General features: G+C 56.1%; 20 protein-coding genes. 11 read left to right on the forward strand and 9 right to left on the reverse strand.

The window, feature by feature from the left end:
• Positions 1-235 precede the first annotated feature (235 nt).
• The 3 genes from clpX to tig form a co-directional block, all read right to left on the reverse strand.
• The gene (gene clpX / locus ACWISF_RS02715; RefSeq protein WP_448380057.1) at positions 236-1552 is read right to left on the reverse strand and encodes an ATP-dependent protease ATP-binding subunit ClpX; all 1317 of its coding nucleotides are present in this window, start codon (positions 1550-1552) and stop codon (positions 236-238) included.
• A 26-nt stretch (positions 1553-1578) separates the two neighbouring features.
• Positions 1579-2166, reverse strand: coding sequence for an ATP-dependent Clp protease proteolytic subunit (locus ACWISF_RS02720; RefSeq protein ID WP_448380075.1), 588 nt, complete (start codon positions 2164-2166; stop codon positions 1579-1581).
• Positions 2167-2267: 101 nt separating this feature from the next.
• Positions 2268-3830, reverse strand: a complete 1563-nt coding sequence (tig, locus tag ACWISF_RS02725; RefSeq protein ID WP_448380058.1) for a trigger factor — start codon at positions 3828-3830, stop codon at positions 2268-2270.
• A gap of 66 nt (positions 3831-3896) precedes the next feature.
• Here tig and ACWISF_RS02730 point away from each other — a divergent pair, with 66 nt between their 5' ends.
• On the forward strand, positions 3897-4913 hold the full coding sequence (locus tag ACWISF_RS02730) for an aspartate-semialdehyde dehydrogenase (protein WP_448380059.1): 1017 nt from the start codon (positions 3897-3899) through the stop codon (positions 4911-4913).
• A gap of 599 nt (positions 4914-5512) precedes the next feature.
• On the opposite strand, the gene psaC is transcribed toward ACWISF_RS02730, so the two are convergent.
• Complete coding sequence (psaC, locus tag ACWISF_RS02735; RefSeq protein WP_448380060.1) at positions 5513-5758, reverse strand: photosystem I iron-sulfur center protein PsaC; 246 nt, start codon at positions 5756-5758, stop codon at positions 5513-5515.
• Between the two features lie 148 nt (positions 5759-5906).
• Here psaC and ACWISF_RS02740 point away from each other — a divergent pair, with 148 nt between their 5' ends.
• The gene (locus tag ACWISF_RS02740) at positions 5907-6644 is read left to right on the forward strand and encodes a superoxide dismutase (protein ID WP_448380061.1); all 738 of its coding nucleotides are present in this window, start codon (positions 5907-5909) and stop codon (positions 6642-6644) included.
• A gap of 25 nt (positions 6645-6669) precedes the next feature.
• Here the strand turns inward: ACWISF_RS02740 and ACWISF_RS02745 are convergent, their stop codons facing one another.
• Positions 6670-7437 carry a class I SAM-dependent methyltransferase gene (locus ACWISF_RS02745; protein WP_448380062.1) on the reverse strand — a complete coding sequence of 256 codons (768 nt, stop codon included), beginning with the start codon at positions 7435-7437 and terminating at the stop codon, positions 6670-6672.
• Positions 7434-8234 (reverse strand): pentapeptide repeat-containing protein, encoded by an 801-nt coding sequence (locus tag ACWISF_RS02750; protein ID WP_448380063.1) that lies wholly within the window; start codon positions 8232-8234, stop codon positions 7434-7436. Before ACWISF_RS02750 ends, ACWISF_RS02745 begins: the two co-directional genes overlap by 4 nt.
• 227 nt (positions 8235-8461) lie before the next feature.
• Between ACWISF_RS02750 and ACWISF_RS02755 the strand changes: the two genes are divergently transcribed.
• The 5 genes from ACWISF_RS02755 (at position 8462) to gloA (ending at position 14948) form a co-directional block, all read left to right on the forward strand.
• Positions 8462-10309 (forward strand): NAD(P)H-quinone oxidoreductase subunit F, encoded by a 1848-nt coding sequence (locus ACWISF_RS02755; protein WP_448380064.1) that lies wholly within the window; start codon positions 8462-8464, stop codon positions 10307-10309.
• A 26-nt stretch (positions 10310-10335) separates the two neighbouring features.
• Positions 10336-11829 (forward strand): NADH-quinone oxidoreductase subunit M, encoded by a 1494-nt coding sequence (locus tag ACWISF_RS02760; RefSeq protein WP_448380065.1) that lies wholly within the window; start codon positions 10336-10338, stop codon positions 11827-11829.
• 17 nt (positions 11830-11846) lie between these two features.
• Positions 11847-13157 (forward strand): CO2 hydration protein, encoded by a 1311-nt coding sequence (locus tag ACWISF_RS02765; RefSeq protein ID WP_448380066.1) that lies wholly within the window; start codon positions 11847-11849, stop codon positions 13155-13157.
• A 131-nt stretch (positions 13158-13288) separates the two neighbouring features.
• Positions 13289-14335 (forward strand): DUF58 domain-containing protein, encoded by a 1047-nt coding sequence (locus tag ACWISF_RS02770; protein WP_448380067.1) that lies wholly within the window; start codon positions 13289-13291, stop codon positions 14333-14335.
• A 166-nt stretch (positions 14336-14501) separates the two neighbouring features.
• Positions 14502-14948, forward strand: coding sequence for a lactoylglutathione lyase (gene gloA / locus ACWISF_RS02775; protein ID WP_448380068.1), 447 nt, complete (start codon positions 14502-14504; stop codon positions 14946-14948).
• Here gloA and ACWISF_RS02780 read toward each other — a convergent pair.
• From ACWISF_RS02780 to ACWISF_RS02790, 3 genes are read right to left on the reverse strand one after another with little or no spacing between them, the layout of a single operon-like run.
• Positions 14945-15328 carry a ferredoxin gene (locus ACWISF_RS02780; RefSeq protein ID WP_448380076.1) on the reverse strand — a complete coding sequence of 128 codons (384 nt, stop codon included), beginning with the start codon at positions 15326-15328 and terminating at the stop codon, positions 14945-14947. The two genes, gloA and ACWISF_RS02780, sit on opposite strands and share 4 nt — an antisense overlap.
• Positions 15271-15657: a DUF1257 domain-containing protein gene (locus ACWISF_RS02785; RefSeq protein ID WP_448380069.1), complete on the reverse strand. Its 387-nt coding sequence runs from the start codon at positions 15655-15657 to the stop codon at positions 15271-15273. Before ACWISF_RS02785 ends, ACWISF_RS02780 begins: the two co-directional genes overlap by 58 nt.
• 13 nt (positions 15658-15670) lie before the next feature.
• On the reverse strand, positions 15671-15871 hold the full coding sequence (locus ACWISF_RS02790; protein ID WP_448380070.1) for a DUF2997 domain-containing protein: 201 nt from the start codon (positions 15869-15871) through the stop codon (positions 15671-15673).
• A gap of 139 nt (positions 15872-16010) precedes the next feature.
• Here ACWISF_RS02790 and ACWISF_RS02795 point away from each other — a divergent pair, with 139 nt between their 5' ends.
• The 4 genes from ACWISF_RS02795 to ACWISF_RS02810 all read left to right on the forward strand — a co-directional run bounded on the left by ACWISF_RS02795 (position 16011) and on the right by ACWISF_RS02810 (position 18927).
• On the forward strand, positions 16011-16157 hold the full coding sequence (locus ACWISF_RS02795; protein ID WP_448380071.1) for a DUF3285 domain-containing protein: 147 nt from the start codon (positions 16011-16013) through the stop codon (positions 16155-16157).
• 96 nt (positions 16158-16253) lie between these two features.
• A complete protein-coding gene (gene moeB, locus ACWISF_RS02800; RefSeq protein ID WP_448380072.1) occupies positions 16254-17438 on the forward strand; it encodes a molybdopterin-synthase adenylyltransferase MoeB in 1185 nt (394 codons plus the stop codon).
• Positions 17439-17451: 13 nt separating this feature from the next.
• Positions 17452-18495, forward strand: coding sequence for a GDP-mannose 4,6-dehydratase (gene gmd, locus ACWISF_RS02805; protein ID WP_448380073.1), 1044 nt, complete (start codon positions 17452-17454; stop codon positions 18493-18495).
• A 12-nt stretch (positions 18496-18507) separates the two neighbouring features.
• On the forward strand, positions 18508-18927 hold the full coding sequence (locus ACWISF_RS02810; protein ID WP_448380074.1) for an FkbM family methyltransferase: 420 nt from the start codon (positions 18508-18510) through the stop codon (positions 18925-18927).
• Positions 18928-19054: the final 127 nt, after the last annotated feature.

Below are 19054 nucleotides of genomic sequence, written 5' to 3' on the forward strand. Positions count from 1 at the left end.
GGAGGCACTGGTCATCCCTGTATCCCCCTCTCGGACCGGGTTTACCGGTAACCGCGAATGTCGCAAACTTGTTGGCAATGACCATAACTTTGATGTGTTTCGCATCAGACTTCAAGCAGAAACACTTTGTTTCCTCTGCCTCGCTTGCGCCAAAACTGGGTCATAAAAAAATGAGATGCTTGAGACTTTTCCCTAGGATGACGAGGAGACAAAAATTACCGCTTCATTTCACACGCTATGCCGTTTGCGAGCGTGCCGTTGGGTGCAACAAAACCGCGGCGCTAGAGCGTTTTTCCACCATTTCCCGGGTGATATAGCAGCGGGTCACATCGCGGCGGGATGGCAATTCGTACATCACCTCCAGCATCAATTCCTCAATAATGCTGCGCAAGGCTCTGGCCCCCGTTTTGCGGCGATAGGCTTCCCGGGCGATGGCTTGCAGGGCTTCTGGGGCAAATTCCAATTCAATATTATCCATCCGCATCAGCTTTTGGTATTGCTTGACCAGGGCATTGCGGGGCTGGGTCAAAATGGCGGCCAAGGCAGCCTCGTCCAGGGGGTCCAATACCGCCACAATGGGAATCCGGCCGGTAAATTCCGGAATCATGCCAAATTTCACCAAATCCTCTGGCTCTACCTGGCGCAGGATCGAGGCGGTGCGCTGTTCCTTAATAGGCAGAGGCGTAGCCGGTTCCTCCGGCAACAAAAAGCCCATCGACTTTTTTCCCACCCGCTGCTCGATCACCCGCTCCAACCCTACAAACGCCCCCCCACAAATAAACAAAATATTGCTGGTATTGATCTGAATGCATTCCTGATAGGGGTGTTTGCGTCCGCCCTGCGGGGGCACATTGGCAATCGTCCCCTCCAAAATTTTTAGCAACGCCTGCTGCACCCCCTCTCCGGAAACATCGCGGGTGATCGAGGGGTTCTCACTCTTGCGGGCAATTTTGTCAATCTCGTCAATATACACAATCCCCTGCTGCGCCCGCTCCACATCCATATCCGCCACCTGCAACAGCCGCAGGAGAATGTTTTCCACATCTTCCCCCACATACCCCGCTTCGGTAAGCGTCGTGGCATCGGCCACCGCAAAGGGCACGTCCAACAGTTTCGCTAACGTCTGCGCCAACAGCGTTTTCCCACAACCTGTCGGACCAATGAGCAAAACGTTCGATTTCTGCAATTCCACCCCATCATCGCCGCCTTGATGCTCCGCCCGCAGCCGCTTGTAGTGGTTGTACACCGCCACTGACAAAATCTTTTTGGCCTCATCCTGGCCGACCACGTGCTGGTCGAGGTAGTGCTTGATTTCCTGGGGGCGGGGCAGCGATTCGCAACCTATCAGCGCTGGGGGACGGCTGGGAGCAGGCTTGCGTTTGGGGGCTGCGGGCACACTGCGCGCCTCTGCCAATTCCTCCTCCAAAATCTCATTGCACAGCTCGACGCACTCATCGCAAATATAAACCCCTGGCCCGGCAATCAGCTTGCGTACCTGCTCTTGGGACTTGCCGCAGAAGGAACATTTCAGATGGGCGTCGTAACGGGACATAAACCCTCCCCCAAAAGATAAAGGCACTAAACAGGTGTGGGATAGAGCGTTTCACGGGTGAGAACGTGGTCAATCAGGCCGTAATCCCGCGCCTCTGCCGCCGACATGAAGAAATCCCGATCCGTATCCGCTTCAATCCGTTCAAAGGGTTGACCGGTGTGCTGTGCCAGGAGTTCGTTCAACCGGCGTTTGTGGTATAGGATTTCCCGCGCCTGAATTTCAATATCAATCGCCTGTCCCTGGGCGCCCCCTAGCGGCTGGTGAATCATGATCCGAGAATTGGGCATGGAAAAGCGCTTCCCAGGCGCACCGGCAGCTAACAAAAATGCCCCCATGCTGGCGGCCAAGCCAAAACAAATCGTGGAGACATCCGCCCGCACCTGCTGCATCGCATCATAAATTGCCATCCCGGCCGTCACCGACCCCCCCGGCGAATTGATGAATAATTTAATGTCTTGGGTGGGGTCTTGAGCATCCAGATAGAGCAAACTGGCGACCAGTTGGTTGGCCACAGCATCGTTGACCTGACTTCCCAAAACCACAATGCGTGCCTGCAACAGACGTTCCTGGAGATTAAAGCCGGTTTCCGGGCGGGGCGGCGCCTCCTGGATCATCTCCCCAGTTAGACTCGTAATCACGGGAATTTGCGCCATGTCGTTAATCATAACTGCACCACCTGCTCAACCCGCCAAATAAACTTGTCTCTCATTATGCCTCAAGCTGGGGGTTCCGGCGCAGTCGCCGCTACAGGTGCCGATGCTTCTCCGCTGACCCCCGCTGCCGGTGTCACCGTCGTTGGTTCTCCTTGACCGACCGTAGTGGACTCAGAAGTAACGGTTGCGGCAACCGTTGATGTTTCCGCGCTGGTTGCAGATTCCCCTGGAACCGTCGCAGCGGCTGCTGATTCTCCCTCGCCGGTCGCAGACGACTGTTCCGTTCTGGCCAGCAATTCTTGAATTGCTTGCTCCTGGGTGATCCAAGTGATTTGTGCCCGTTCCTGGAGCCATTGCAGGGCCAACTTGGGGCGCAAGGTTTGCTCTGCCATGCGCCGCAATTCCGAGGGACTCACCGCCAGTTCGGGTTCAGTGCGCCGAATTTCCTCAATCCGGGCCTGGATGGCGGCTTCGTCGGGGTGGAGTCCTTCCCGCTCGGCAATCGCTTTGAGCGCCAGCACGGTTTTGACCCGCCGCTCGGCTACGGGTAACAACTCCTCGCCCATGGCCTGCACCTGCTCTTGGGTGAGCCATTCGTCCAAGTCGGCCCCTTGCTGCGCCAGGGATTGCACCGCCTCTTCAAACAAGCTCCGCAAATTCCGCGCCAGCAGGGTGCGCGGGACTTCGGTGGTGGTGATGGCAAGCAGCGCGTCGCTAATTCCCCGTTCGAGACTCTGTTGGGTGCGGTGTTCGGCTTGGCGGCGATACCGTTCGGCCAGCCTTTGGCGGAGTTCTGCGATGGTTTGACAGTCGCTTACCTTCTGGGCAAATTCGTCGTCCAAAGGCGGTAATTCTGGCTCTTTCAACTCCTTGAGGGTCACCACCAGGAGAAAGGTCTGGTTGGCAAGGTCGGCTGGCCAACCCCCATCGTCGGTAGTCAGGGTAATTTCTTTGGTTTCTCCCACCTGCATCCCCACCAGCGCGGTCAATACCTCCTTGTAATATTCCCCGTCTTCCGGGTCAAGGCGTACCTCCATCTCGCGGCTACGGAAAAATTCCACCGGTTCTCCCCGCCCCTGGTCTGTCTGCCGGTAGGCCTCCACATCAATAATCGCCACATCCCCCGCCTGGGCAGGCCGTTCGACCGGCACCAGCGTGGCGTGTCGGTACTGCTGTTGCCGCAGGGTCCGTTCCACCTGTTCGGGGTCGGCTTCGTAACGCACGGCGCGAACCGCCAAACTCCGGTAATCCCCCAAGGTGACCTCCGGCCAAACGTCAACGGCCATTTCAAAAACAAAGGGTTGCTGGGGGTGAAAGCGCTGCACCAGGGTCGCCATTTCCTCCCGCAGTTCCGGTTCCCCAATCGTCGGGACACCAATCTGTTGCAGGGCTTTGGGCATGGCCGTTTCCACCAGTTCTTCCACCACAGCCCCGCGAATCGTCGCTTCCCCCAGATACTGCCGCAGGATGTGGGGCGGCACCTTCCCCTGGCGAAACCCCGGCAACCGCACATTTTTCAGCAGTCGCCGAAACACCGTCTCATGCTGCTTGGCCACCTCCTCCGCGGGGATTTCCACCCGCAACCCCAACTGGCTTTTGGGTAGGGGTTCCTGCGTAATTTTCATAAACGTTAGGTTCGCCCAGTCGTGTCTATAGTATCTTAACGTTATTGTTGACCAATGCTAAACCCGATGACGACCTATCGCGTAGGGATTCTGGGGGCAACCGGAGCCGTAGGTACAGAGCTAATCCAACTGCTGGCAGAACGGCAGTTTCCGGTGGGTGAACTGCGGCTGCTGGCTTCCCCCCGCTCGGCAGGACAAATGTTGCCTTTTGCCGGGGAAAAGTTGCCCGTGCGACCTGTCAGCGCAACCGAATTACAAAATTTGGATATTGTACTGGCTTCTGCCGGGGCAACGGTCTCGCGGGAATGGGTGCCGGTAGCGGTGCGTCAAGGAGCGGTGGTGATTGACAATTCCAGCGCCTTTCGTATGGAAGCAGATGTGCCTTTGGTGGTGCCGGAAGTCAATGCCCATGTTTTACAAAAGCATCACGGGATCATTGCCAACCCCAACTGTACCACGATTTTACTGTGTGTGGTGCTCTACCCTTTGCATCGGGTGCAGCCGCTCCGGCGGGTGGTGGTAGCGACTTATCAATCGGCCAGCGGGGCGGGGGCGCGGGCGATGCAGGAATTGCGGCAGCAGGCGCAGCAGGTGTTGGCGAACCAACCGGTGACGACCGAGGTATTCCCCTATCCGTTAGCGTTTAATTTATTTCCCCACAACAGTCCTTGTAACGAACAGGGTTACTGCGAGGAAGAATTGAAGATGATCCGGGAGAGCCGCAAGATTATGAATTACCCGGATTTGCGTTTGACGGCGACCTGTGTGCGGGTACCGGTGTGGCGGGCGCATGCCGAGGCAGTGAATGTGGAATTTGCCGAGCCGTTTCCCGCCCCCCAAGCCAGGGAAATTTTAGCCCAAAGTCCGGGGGTGAAATTGGTCGAAGATTGGGAAAAAAATTATTTTCCCATGCCGATTGATGCTTCAGGACAGGATGCGGTTTTGGTAGGGCGGATACGCCAGGATTTGTCCCATCCCTGCGGTTTGGATTTGTGGCTGTGTGGAGACCAAATTCGCAAAGGGGCGGCCCTCAATGCGGTGCAAATTGCCGAATGTTTGCTTGCCAATGGTTGGTTGCCCTAAATGTTGATGGCTCTCAGGACTTACGATAACCTTACCCGGAACGGGGGCCAGCATTCTTGCCCCTAAACCACATTAGGTATGACGTTGGTTATCCTTTACCTGGCCTAGTGCGTCTCCGGTAGAGCAGACCCTCGGAACCGTTGCCTGTGAGCTTTGGGGATACCCAAAACCATACCTGCGCGTCACTTCAGCGTCGGTCCTGGTAGTGTCAACGTAGTTCATCAATTCACATCCGGCACAATAAAAACATTTTTTGTTATGAATTGCTATAAAAATAAGAATGCAGGGCCTCAGCGACCATGCTTTACATCATCAAATGCCGATTGGGGCGCCAACCCTCAAAAGATGCACCACCGCTAACTTGAGCAACTCTGGAGATGGGCCAATTTGAGACTGTTTTTGCTGAAGTCGGGAACCCAATTTTTGCGAATATTGATTGTTTAATGGCTGGGCATTGTCATACCGCTTATTGAGCAATGCCAAACAAAACGCTGCTGAGGTAGCGCCAGATTTACCTCCTTCGCAACTGTTGCCCTTCTCCCGGTTGCCGGGAGTACAGACGGCCTGCGGCGCCGCCCATACCCCGTCTATCGATGCCGTTAATAAGCCAATCCCATACTGCGGGTGGTTTCGGCACCCAGATAGACCCGAATGCTCAAAAAGTCCGTTGGGCAGGCAGTTTCACAGCGTTTGCAACCCACACAATCTTCCGTGCGGGGCGCTGAGGCAATTTGCCCTGCCTTACAACCATCCCAGGGCACCATTTCCAGCACATCCAGGGGGCAGGCCCGTACACACTGAGTACAGCCGATGCAGGTATCGTAGATTTTGACAACGTGGGACATAACCGAGTTGCTCCGCAGTCAGGTTTCTAGCATCTCAGTCTATAGCACCCAGGCAAGGCCCTGGACATTCCGTCAGGAATCTTCAAGGAATTTAACGAATAGCTCTGACTACAATAGGTGCTGATGGGTGGCAACCGAGGGAGGACTTATGCGGTGCAACCGACGCCAGGTGCTACTGGGGGGATTGGCGTTTGTGGCTTTGGGGGTAAAACCGGCGTGGGCGGATACGCAGCAGGTGGAGTTGACCGCGCGGTTTACCGTGCCACCGCTGCCTTATGCCTACGATGCCCTCGAACCGGTGATTGACCGGCGCACGATGATGTTTCACCACGACAAGCACCACACAGCCTACGTCAACGCCCTGAATGCGGCCATCGCCAAACACCCGGAACTGGGGACGCCATCGGTCGAACAACTCCTGCAAAATTTAGCGGCCATACCGGCAGACATTCGCACGGCGGTTCGCAATCATGGGGGTGGCCATTACAATCACAGCCTGTTTTGGGAGAGTATGCGACCGCCCCAGCCCAACAATCGTCCGACAGGAGCTTTGGAAAAGGCGTTAACGGCCCATTTTGGAGATTTCTCCAGCTTTCAAGAGGCCTTTATCCAAGCGGGCGCCCAACTGTTTGGCAGCGGTTGGGTGTGGTTGGTCGCCGACAAAACCGGTCGGTTGCAGGTCATGACCACCCCGAATCAGGACAGTCCGGTCAGCGTGGGCTTAACCCCGCTGCTGGGCAACGATGTGTGGGAACACGCTTATTATCTGAGCTATCAAAACCGGCGGCTGGACTACCTCAAGGCGTGGTGGCAGGTGGTGAATTGGCCGGTGGTGGCGCAACGCTATGCCCTCCTCACAGCCGATCAACCGTCATTACCCAGTTGAATGGGCGATGCAATCAACAAAAAAATCAACTCACCTGGAATTGATAGTGGTAGGTGGTGATGTCAATTTGTCCTTGGTTGGCATAGGGGTCAAATAAGTCGGGTAAATCGTAGGCTTTCAGTTGGTGCACATACTGACCCAGCATGAATCGCAGCAGTTTCCAGCGGTTCTCCAAGGTATCGGGAAAACGTAGGGTATAGGTCACCGTCTGCCGCTGGTAATTCGGATGTAGTTCTTGGAGAAGGGGGGTTAAATCTTCTGCGAGGTAATAGGGAATGTTGTGACCTAAATAATCAAAACACACACGCCAGAATTGGCTGATGATATTTTCTCTGCCTGCCATGGTCATCACAAGCATTCCCTGGGGATGCCGCCGCTGCAACAGCCAGGTCACCGTCTGCCGTAAATCAGGTACGTAGTACAAAACGTGATTGCAGAGAATGAGATGGAATCGGTCGGTGATTTCTGAAGAGAAATAGGGGAAGTGTTGAATCGGAAATTGGCTCAAGGGCGTCAAGAGGTCAATGGCATGCTGGCGAGAGATGTCATCCGGTTCAATCAAGGTAATACGTAGTTGCTGTGCTAAGGGATGCAATAGCTGGAGAAACCGGGAGGTGAATGCGCCTGTACCGCAGCCAAAATCTAAAAATTGCAGGACGGGTTCTGGGGGCAGCCATTGGGCCAGCGCTTGTTGATAGTGGTATAAATCCTGGTCAAATTCCGTCGTATGGGCGGTAAAAAACGCATAGTCATCCCGAATCTCGGCAAAAGACTTTTTGGTGGCTTCGGTCATCTTTGCGCCCCTGAAAAATCCACAGTCTCCAGATTTTTTGCCTGCGCGAAATCTGTATTTTTTAAGATCGTGGCGCTCATATTCACTCGCTCTAAATCAGCGCCTTGAAAATTGGTTTTTGTCAAATCCGTCCCCGTTAAATTACTCCCTTGCAATCGCGCGGCTTTGAGGTCTGCACCGGTTAAATTGGCAGCCTGGATGTGGGTGCCATTGGCGAGTACCCCTTGCAAATTGGCAGCGGTCAAATTGGCGCGATTGAGGGTTGCACCACTTAAATTGGCTCCGCTTAAATCGGCGATTGCGAGGTTGGCCTCGTCCAGGATGGCTCCCCGCAAATCGGCTCCCTGCAAATTGGCATGACTCAAATTGGCCCCGCTTAAATCAGCACCCCGCAAATTCGCCCCTGCCAAATTAAAATGACTGAGATTTTTGCCCCGTAAATCGGCGCCATTGAGGGAACATTGGGGGCAATGTTTGCGGCGCAGCAGGGTTGCTCCATCCGGCGGGGATGAGGGCAAAGGTTGCGGGCGGGAAAGATAATGCCAGGTGCCCAAACTCAAGGTCGCGGCGATCAGGGCCAACGCCAGGGGTCGCCAACGGCGGGGTTGGGGGTGATGGAGTTCGTATAGGGCTTGGTGGATGCATTCGGGGGGAATGTTGGCCGCCTGACCGGCTTCCAGCAATTCCGCCAGGGAGTAGCTGTCAAGGTGCCCCTGGGATTGCAGGTGCAAACGCGCTGCCCGACTAAAGACAGCAGCAGCCAAATGTTCGGGAAGGCGATGGGAATCAGGTTCCATAGATGATGCGGGTCCCTAACTTCCAGTTTAGACGTTGGGGCCGGATTAAGAATTGATAAGAAAAATTAACAGCATTGATTACATATTTTGAACATATTTTGAGGGGTCATCCCCTTCCTTTTCTGAGCCAGGGTCGTTATGGTAGGGACAGGGTGGGCAGAGGGCTGTACTACTCTGGTTTTATCTACGTTTTTGCATGATCCCTGTTGTGTTTATTTGAGGTTTTCATGGTGTCCTGGTTGTTGGAGTCGGTTTGGCTGGTGCCGCTGTATCCGTTGGTGGGGATGGGGGCGGCGGTGCTTTGGTATCCGGGGATCATTCGGCGCACGGGTCCGCGTCCGGCGGGGTATATCAATGCGCTGATGACTTTTGTGAGTTTGGTGCATGCGGCTCTAGGGTTAGTGGCAACGGGGGGACGGGAGTCTTTGAGCTATTCCCTGCCGTGGTTGCAGGTAGCGGGGTTGGATTTATCCTTGCCGCTGGTGGTGTCGCCCCTGTCGTTGACGGCAATGGTGGTGATTTTTGGGGTGAATTTTTTGGCGCAGGTGTATGCGTTTGGCTATATGGAAATGGACTGGGGCTGGGCGAGGTTTTTCTCTCTGCTGGCCTTTTTTGAGGCGGGGATGGCGGCCCTGGTTCTGTGTGATTCCCTGTTTTTTAGCTATGTGATTTTGGAATTGTTGACCCTGGGCACCTATCTGCTGGTGGGGTTTTGGTTCAACCAGCCGTTGGTGGTGACGGGGGCGCGGGATGCGTTTTTGACTAAGCGGGTGGGGGATTTGCTGTTGTTGATGGGGGTGTTGGCCATTTGGCCTTTGTCCCATACTTGGAATTTCACGGAGTTGGCTCAGTGGGCGGCTCAACCGCAGACGGTGGCCTATGCCCAGGCGCATCCGCAGGTGCTTTTCTGGTTGGGGCTGGCCCTGCTGGCGGGGCCGTTGGGGAAATGCGCCCAGTTTCCCTTCCATCTATGGCTGGATGAGGCGATGGAAGGCCCCATACCGGCGACGATTTTGCGCAATGCGGTGGTGGTGTTGACGGGCAGTTGGGTGCTGGTGAAGTTGACCCCGATTCTGGCGCTGTCGCCGGGGGTCATGGGGGTGACGGTAGGGGTGGGGGTGGCGACGGCCTTGGGGGCGGCGCTGATTGCCATTGCCCAGATTTGTGTGAAGCGCACGTTGTCCTATCCGGTGAGTGCCTATTTGGGATTGGTGTTTGTGGCGGTGGGAACGGGGCATCCGCAGACGGCGCTGCTGCTGATGTTGACCTACGCGGTGGCGATGGGGTTGCCGGTGATGGGGGCCGGGAATGTGATTTGGAATAGTATTACCCAGGATGTGCGGCGGTTGGGGGGGCTGGCGGCGCGGCGTCCGGTGACGTTGCTGTGCTGGTTGGTGGGCATCGCTGGGGTGGTGGCAGTTCCGCCGTTGGGTGGGTTTTGGAGTTGGTTGCAGTTGGTGACGGATTTGGCGGAGCAATCGCCGGGGTTGGTGGCGGTGGTGTTGCTGGTGAATGGGTTGCTGACGTTTGGGTTGGTGCGGGTGGTGTGTTTGCTGTTTGGCAATCGTCCGCAGCCGATGAGTCAGCGGTCGCCGGAGTTGCACTGGCCGTTTATCCTGCCGATGACGGTGTTGGCGGGGGTGGTTTTGCATATGCCGCATCTGCTGGCGGTGACGGGGTTATTGCCTGCTTGGCAACAGGATTGGGGGGTGTTGTTGAGTCTGAGTACCCTGTCGGGGGCAAGTTTGGCGGCGCTGGTGTACCTGAGTCCGGGGATTCCCAAGCCGGTGCGGCTGCCGGTGACGAGTCTTCAAGATTTGCTGGCCTATGACCTGTACACGCCGAAAATTTATCGGATGACGGTGGTGGGGCTGGTGGATGTGGTGTCGCGAATTACGGATGTGTTGGACCGGTATCTGGTGGATGGGTTGGTGAATTTGGTGGGGGTGGCGACGGTGTTTGGGGGCGAGACCCTCAAGTACAGTACGTCGGGGAAGTTTCAGTGGTATTTGTTGACGATTTTGGTGGGCATGGCACTGGTGGTGGGATTGGCGGTGACAACGATTTTGCATTAATCACCTGAAGGAAGCGAGGCGCAACCATGCTCAGTGTTTTGATTTTTGGTCCCCTGTTGGCGGGTTTGGCGGTTTTTCTCCTGCGGGATGGACGGCAGGCGAAAACGCTGGCGCTGGTGTTGGCGGCACTGATGGTGGTTTGGACGGGGGTGGTGCTCCGGCGGTTTGACGTGATGGCGACGGGGATGCAGTTGACGGAGTTGGTGCCCTGGTTGCCCAATTTGGGGTTGAACTATGACCTGGGCTGCGATGGCCTGAGTGTGTCGCTGTTGGCGTTGAACAGTCTCATCACCTGGATTGTGGTCTATAGTACGCCCGCAACGGTGGCGCGGCCGCGGTTGTACTACGGTTTGGTGTTGTGGGTCAGTGGTGGGTTGGCGGGGGCGTTTGCGGCCCAGAATGCCCTGTTGTTTGTCTTGTTTTATGAATTGGAGTTGATTCCTGTTTATTTTTTGATTGCGATTTGGGGTGGGGCGCGCAAGCAGTATGCGGCGTTGAAGTTTCTCCTTTATACGGCGGTGTCGGGGATTTTGTTGCTGGGGGGAATTCTGGCTTTGGGCTGGCTGAGTGGGCAGGCGGATTTTGCGTATGAGCATATCCGGGCGACGGTGGCGGGATTGCCGGTGGCGGTGCAGGGTACGTTGTTGTTGACCCTACTGCTGGGGTTTGGGATCAAAACGCCTTTGGTGCCGTTGCACACCTGGTTGCCGGATGCCTATGTGGAGGCGTCCCCGCCGATTGCAATCCTGTTGGGGGGGATTTTGGCGAAGCTGGGCACCTACGGGCTGGTGCGGTTTGGGGTGCAGTTGTTCCCGGAGTTGTGGCAGCAGTGGTCGCTGGGGCTGGCGCTCTGGGGCACGGCAGGGGTGCTGTTTGGGGCGTTGGCGGCGATTGCCCAAAAGGATATTAAGCGTATGGTGGCCTACAGTTCGATTGGGCACATGGGCTATGTGATGCTGGGGTGTGCGACGGCGACGCCGTTATCCTTGGTGGGGGCAATCAGCCAGATGGTGAGTCACGGGGTGATTTTGGCAATTTTGTTCCACCTGGTGGGGGTGATTGAGGCGAAGGTGGGCACCCGGGAGTTGGATGTGCTCAATGGGTTGATGAATCCGTTGCGGGGGTTGCCGACGGTGAGTGCCCTGCTGGTGTTGGGGGGGATGGCCAGTGCGGGGATTCCGGGAATGATGGGTTTTGTGGCGGAGTTTCTCGTGTTTCAGGGCAGTTACCAGGTGTTTCCTCTGTTTACCTTGCTGTGTGTGTTGGGGACGGGGTTAACGGCGGTGTATTTTGTGATATTGCTCAACCGCACCTGTTTTGGCAAGTTGGACAACCGCACGGCGTACTATCCCCCGGTGTGGGCGGCAGAAAAAATCCCGGCGTTGGTGCTGGCGGGTTTAATCCTGTTCCTGGGGATTCAGCCCCGCTGGTTGGTGCAATGGAGTGAGCAAACGGCCCAAAATTTGGCGTTGACGACGGTGGCGGTGGCGCCTCCGATTTCCGAATTGTTACCCAAATAATCACTCAGGAGGAACCCATGACGGCGACTTTAGAACCTCGGACGAAATTACCTCCTTCGCAACACGAATTGGCGGAGATTGTGCATCGGTTAGAAGCGGGGGGGGCAATGGTGCCGGATACCCCAGAAAATCTCATGCAAATTGTGGGGATTTGGTATGCCTATGCGGTACCGATGGATTTTTATTGGCGGGATTTGTTGTATATCGCCGAGCAGGTGTTTTTGCATCCGTTGGCCTTCCATAAGTTTTTCATTTCTGAGGAATATCTGAACCGACACAATCACTACGCGGGGGATGATGCGGATTTGCGGATTTGGCGGGGGGAAGCCACGGCCCATCCTGAGCTTGTGAAATTTATTCGCCGGGGGGAAACGCTGCCGATGCCCCGTTGGTTGCATCACCTCTGGCATGACCGGATCAATATGGAATTTGCGGAAGAATGTATGCGGGCGATGCTCTGGCATCGGGGGATGGGCGGCCAGTTTGACCCCTATTTAGACAGTGAGGAATACAAACAGAATGCGGACCGGGCCATTCGGGCCTATTTCCGGGGGAACCCCATCATGCTGGGGCTGTATCGCCTGTTTCCAGAGATGTTTTTGGAGCAGTGTCGTCAGGCTTCTTACTATGCGAATTTGGGGCTGTTTTGGGAGGTGATGGCGCCGGTATTTTTTGAAATTCACGACCGTTATTTGGAAGGGAGTATTACGACGGTCAAAGATGCCATGAATTTTATTGTGAAGGGAATTTTTGCGGTTGCCGGTCGGCCGATTTACCATCACGTGTACATCCGCGGGGAATGCTACGAAGTGATTCCGAAAGCGAAGGGTTTTATGTGGTTATACGAGGCGGCGTTGCCCTATGTGGAGGCGGTGTTTTATCGCACGTCGCCCTTTCGGGGTACCAAGTCCTACAATGCTCAGGCGGGGATGGTGCCGGATAAGCAGGAGGATTTCCACTATGGGGTGCTGTATGCGGATAAATTTCCGGTGGGGACGGCGGGGATTCCCCCTACGTTGTTGGCCCAAGATATGTTCCATTTCTTACCGGATTATCTGCGGGATTACTACCGGAGACACTGTCGGGGGGAGGCGGATATGTTGGTGCAGTTGGCGATTAGTTTCCAGCGCTCTATGTATTGCGTGACCTCGGCGGTATTTCATGCCCTGCGAGAGGCGCTTTTGTATCCTTTGGATGACCCGAATCCCCGCCATTTGTTGGCCAATCGCCGCTTTTTTGAAGCGCAATTGGACCGTTTTTGTCGCCCGGAATATGGGATACGGGAGGCGGCCCGCATTCGTCATATCCAAAGCCCCGATTACCGGTAATGGGGAGATAGGAATGGCCGGGGCTGGGTGCCTGACCTTTTGTGGGTCTGTTCTAGGGGTTCCTTTCCAAGGGGTCGCTTCCTGCCCCATTATCCTAGGATCGGGGTGCCTACTCAGATGCTGACCCGCCCATGAATGCCCAGCAGTGGTTTCACAATCTGCCGCGCCGTTTTACCTTTACCCGGATCGGGGGGATTTTTACGTTGGTGACGGTGCTGGTGAGTATTGGGTCGTTCAATACGGGCAACAACCTGCTGTACCTGCTGTTTGGGATGCTGTTGAGTTTGATGATCGCCAGCGGCGTCCTGTCGGAGGAGGTGATGAAGGGGTTGGTGGTGGAGCGGGTGTTTGCCCAGCAAATTTTTGCGGGGACGCCAACGCTGGTCACTTTGAGGGTGCACAACCGCAAGCGCCGGATTCCCAGTTTTTCCATCAGTATTACGGATCGGACACCGGTGGGCATGACGGCTCCGGCCAATTATTTTCTGAAGGTGGAGCGGGGGCAGACGGTGCAGGCATCCTACTGGCTGACGTTTCCCCGGCGGGGTTGGTGGACGATTGAGGGCTATGAAATCAGTACCCGCTTCCCTTTTGATTTGTTTTGCAAGGTGCGGGTGATCCGGGCGCCGGTGTCGGTGTTGGTCTATCCTGCCCTGGCACCACCCCCGCATCTGCGGTTTTTGTCTTTGGTGGGAGAGGGCAACCGTCCGCAGGCCCAGGCAGGGGGAGAGGGAGAGTTTCTGGCGTTGCGGGATTTTCGCCCAGGGGATGATGCCCGGCGGATTTACTGGAAAGCCTCGGCGCGGCGGGATGTGCTCTTGCTGCGGGATTTGGAACGCCAGCACCACGCGGCCCTGACGCTGTATTTTTACCCGGTGGCACCGGCCAGCCTAGAACCCCAGCGCCTGGAACAGGGGGTGAGTCTGTGTGCGGGTCTGGCCTACGAACTTCTGCAGCGGGGGTATCCGGTCGCCCTGGTCACGCCCCAGGAACGGACAGGGATGGGACAGGGTTTGAGCCATTTGGATCGCATTTTGCGGCTCCTGGCGGTGGTCGAACGGTTGCCCCGCCCCCCTGCCCAAACCCCGCTGACGGCGCAAGACCGCTGTATTGTGCTCTCGCCGGGCAGTCCCCCACCCTTAGGCGCGGCCCAACTCCTGGCACACCTACCCTTTTAGATGTAAGGCGTACTCAGGGAGGCTGGGGAACGGCAACCGCCTGGACAAGGGATGTGGGACAGGAATGCCTGAATGTGAGGTCAGGAGGCTCGTGCTCTACCCGTAGGGTCAGCGGCGGGAGGATGTCACCCGTCATAATAGAGGTGATGTGGTGGGGCCAAGCACGATGCGGATACTGCACACCATGCTGCGGGTGCGCGATTTGGAAGCTTCCTTACGCTTCTACTGCGATGTGCTGGGGATGAAATTGCTGCGGCGGCAAGACTACCCCGGCGGTGCATTTACCCTGGCGTTTGTCGGCTACGGGGATGAAGCCAACCAAGCCGTGATCGAACTCACCTACAACTGGGGCCGCACAGAATACACCCTAGGCGATGGCTTCGGGCACATTGCCATTGGTGTGGACGATATTTATACAACATGTGAACAAATCAAAGCAAAAGGCGGCAAGGTGGTACGGGAACCGGGGCCAATGAAACACGGTTCAACGGTGATTGCCTTTGTCGAGGACCCCAACGGCTACAAAATCGAACTGATTGAACTCAAAACCCATTTACCCGGCGACGCCAGCGCCCGGTCAGAACCGGCTTTAAGTGCTACGCCGACAGCTTAAATAAGCGGCTGTTGCGTCGCCCCCGGAAACCCCACCGGTTTGAGGCGTTGGCGCTGACGGGCGGTTTCCAGGCGTTGCAAATCTTTGTAACTGACCCAGTGGATGCAGTCCACCGGGCAGGTATCTATGGCTTCTTGAATGAGGTACTCTGGGTCGCCGTCCTGGTTAATCACCCGCGAGCGGCCATACTCCGGTTCGATGTAAAACGTGTTGCGGGCGACGTGGGCGCAGTGTTTGCAGCCGATACAGACCGCCTCATCCACATAGACAGCCTGTTGCCGCCATTGCCCGCCCAGTTCCGGCTCGAATCCCGTCCGCTCCATCAGGCTGCCCAGCGCTGCACCACCAACCGCAGGGAACCATCGGGCAACTGTTGGGATTCGCTCACCTGGAACCCCTGTTTTTGGCTGTGAGCCAGCACTACGGCGTAGGCGTACTGTTGGTGCAACTGCTTGAGAAACCCTTCCACACTCAGGGGCTGTTGCCAGTACTGCAAATCCGCCACAAGGTTATATTGCTGACCATCCCAGACAAAGCCAATGTCATAGCCATTCGCCTGGGGAATGACCAATTCGGCCATCTGGGTCTGCCCCCGGTAACCCCGCACCGGCTGAGGGCCAACCCGGTAGGTATAGTTGAGGCGGGTAAGCGCCGCTTCCAGGGCTTCCCGCTGGCGCAGGCTGGTCTGAATCGTGCTGAAGTGGGACATAGGAATACCGCCTTTAGGAATGGGGATAGATGTGGATGTCCTGGGAGTGGGGCTGGGCGGCCTGGAAATACTCCGCCGTCCATTCCCGCTGGGCAACCTGACCCAAATCCTGTTCGATTGGGTGGGAAACCCGGATACAGTCCTGACCGACAATTCCCTGTACCCGCATCTCCACCCGCCCGTCTGGGCGAATGATGAACTCAATGGTTTCCATCGGTTGTCACCCCACAAATTACCTCAGATTGTAACGAAGATAGGCGGAAATGACAGCCCCATCATATTTTTTAACATTCTGAAGAGAGCCGGTTGGTGCGGCTACACTAGAAAAGGCGGTTACCCAGACCCAAGGACCCATGACCCAAGCGCGTCCCCCCAGTTACGTCCGTCTGGCCATGCGGAACATGGTCCGGCAAGGGCGCAAATCCCTGGTGCACTTCACCCTGACAGCGCTGGCGTTGGTGGGCGTGTTGGTGGGCTTGGCCTACCTCACCCGGCACTGAGGGTAACCCGGAAATTAAAGCCGTCTTTTGCCCCACAGACGCCGCAAGTGTGGTAGTCTGGATGACACTGGCGAAAGATTGGAGCAGCCATTACCCATGACGGGTCACCAACCCCTGGAACCGGCCTCTGTGACGCTCACCCAAGCCGAATACGAGCGGTACTCGCGCCATTTGATTTTGCCGGGGGTGGGGCTTGCAGGGCAAAAGAAATTAAAAGCGGCCAAGGTGCTGTGCGTGGGCACCGGGGGGCTGGGTTCGCCGGTGTTGCTTTATTTGGCGGCAGCGGGCATTGGTCGCTTGGGCATTGTGGATTTTGATACGGTAGACATTTCCAACTTGCAGCGGCAGATTATTCACACGATGGCCTGGGTGGGGCAATCCAAGGCGCAGTCGGCCAAAGAACGCCTGGCCCAGTTGAACCCCCACTGCCAGGTGGATGTGTATGAAACCCAGCTAAGGGCCAGCAATGCCCTGGATATAATTGCCAACTATGATGTGGTGGTGGATGGCACGGACAATTTCCCCACCCGCTATCTGGTCAATGATGCCTGCACGTTGTTAAATAAACCGTTTATTTACGGTTCCATTTTGTGGTTTGAAGGGCAGGTTTCGGTGTTTAATTATCAGGGGGGGCCGACCTATCGGGATTTATTCCCGGAACCCCCACCGCCGGGTGCGGTGCCTTCCTGTGCCGAAGGGGGTGTCTTGGGGGTTTTGTGCGGCGTGATCGGCTCTTTGCAAGCCACAGAAACGATTAAGGTGATTCTCGGTTTGGGAGATACACTCAGTGGGCGTTTGCTGATCTACAATGCCCTAAAAATGCAGTTTCGGGAGTTAAAATTGCGTCCCCATCCGCACCGTCCGGTAATCACAGAACTGATTGATTACGACCAATTTTGCGGCATTACCCAGGCAAAACAGCAGGAGCAGCAGATGCAGGCGGAAATTCCCGAAATTACGGTGCAGGAATTGCACCGGCGGCTGACGACGCAAGCGGCAAAAACGCTCCTTGTGGATGTGCGTAATCCGGGGGAATACGAGGTGGCGCGCATTCCCGGTTCTGTGTTGATTCCCTTGTCGGAATTGGAGCAGGGGCCAGGGTTGGAGAAATTAAGGCAAATGTGGGGGGATCAAGAACTGGTGGTGCATTGCAAATCGGGGGTGCGTTCCCTAAAAGCCCTGCATTTGATCAAGGAAAAAACGGGGCGGGTGGGGATGAATGTCAAGGGTGGCATTTTGGCCTGGAGTCGGGAAATTGACCCTTCCGTACCCCAGTATTAGGTGGTGAACCCCCATGAAAAAAGCCCTGATTACCGGGATTACCGGCCAAGACGGTTCCTACCTGGCAGAATTTTTGCTCCAAAAGGGTTATCTGGTGCATGGCATTATTCGGCGGGCGTCGTTATTTAATACCAGCCGGGTGGATCATTTGTACAAAGACGCCCACGACCCGGAGGCGCGTCTATTTTTGCACTACGGGGATTTGACCGATGGGACGGGGTTGCGGCGGATTATTGAGCAGGTGCAACCGGATGAGGTGTACAACCTGGGGGCGCAATCCCACGTGAAGGTCTCGTTTGCCCAACCGGAATACACGGCAGATACGGTGGCGACGGGGACGCTGCGGTTGCTGGAGGCGGTGCGGGACTACGAAAACACCTCGGGACGCCGGGTGAAATTTTACCAGGCCGGTTCCTCGGAAATGTTCGGGGCAGCGCCGCCCCCGCAAAACGAAAAAACGCCGTTTTATCCCCGCAGTCCCTATGCGGTGGCCAAGGTGGCGGCCTATTGGTATTGCGTGAATTACCGGGAAGCCTATGGGATGTTTATTTGTAATGGCATTTTGTTCAACCATGAGAGTCCACGCCGGGGGGAAACCTTTGTCACACGCAAAATTACGCGGGCGTTGGGGCGGATCAAAATGGGGTTGCAGAAGTATTTATATTTGGGCAATTTGGCGGCCAAGCGGGATTGGGGATTTGCGGGCGATTATGTCGAGGCGATGTGGTTGATGTTGCAACAGGAGCAGCCGGATGATTTTGTGATTGCTACCGGGGAGGCCCATTCGGTGCAGGATTTTTTGGAGGCGGCGTTTGGGTTGGTGGGTTTGGATTGGCGGGAATACGTGAAAATCGATCCCCGCTATTTTCGCCCGACGGAGGTGGATTATTTGCTGGGGGATGCCACCAAAGCTGCGAAACAATTGCGCTGGCAACCCCGGTGTAGTTTCCCGGAATTGGTGCGGATGATGGTGGAGCATGATTTGGAATTGGCGCGCCAGGAATTGACCCTGAAGGAGGCAGGGCATCGGGTGAATGTGCCGGGCTTGAGTGATTAGGAAGCAGCAGGGATGCAGGTTAAGGGCTGGAAAAAGTGGCTGAAGCGTTTTCCCTATCTCAAGAGGATTTGGAACCAGGGGAAAAGAAGCGTGCTCAAAATTGCCAGTCGTTTCAGACCCGAATTGACCCCGGTTACCAGCGGGACTTTTGACCTGCATGAGTTGGTCGCATGGTTGGGTAAAGATGACCCGGTAATCCTAGAAATTGGGGCAAACGATGGAAGTCACACGGCCCTTTTTTTAGAACTTTTTCCCAGGGCAAAAGTATATGCTTTTGAACCCGACCCCCGCGCTTCTGAGAAATTTCAGCAGCGATTGGGCAGCGATCCGCGGGTTACCTTGGCCAAGATAGCGATTTCAGCGACCGATGGAGAAATTGATTTCTATATGAGTGATGGTCGCCCATGTAAACTACCCGGCTCCGACCGCTAAGCGGTACGGAGCGGGCTTAAGCGCTACGCGCCGCTGACGCGAACGGTAGCCCTGCAGTTGGCAAGCCAACCACAGACCCCCCTCCTGTCCCCCCGTATACGGGGGGATGTAGGGGGGCTGGTTTACA

This window comes from Gloeomargarita sp. (assembly GCF_053491055.1).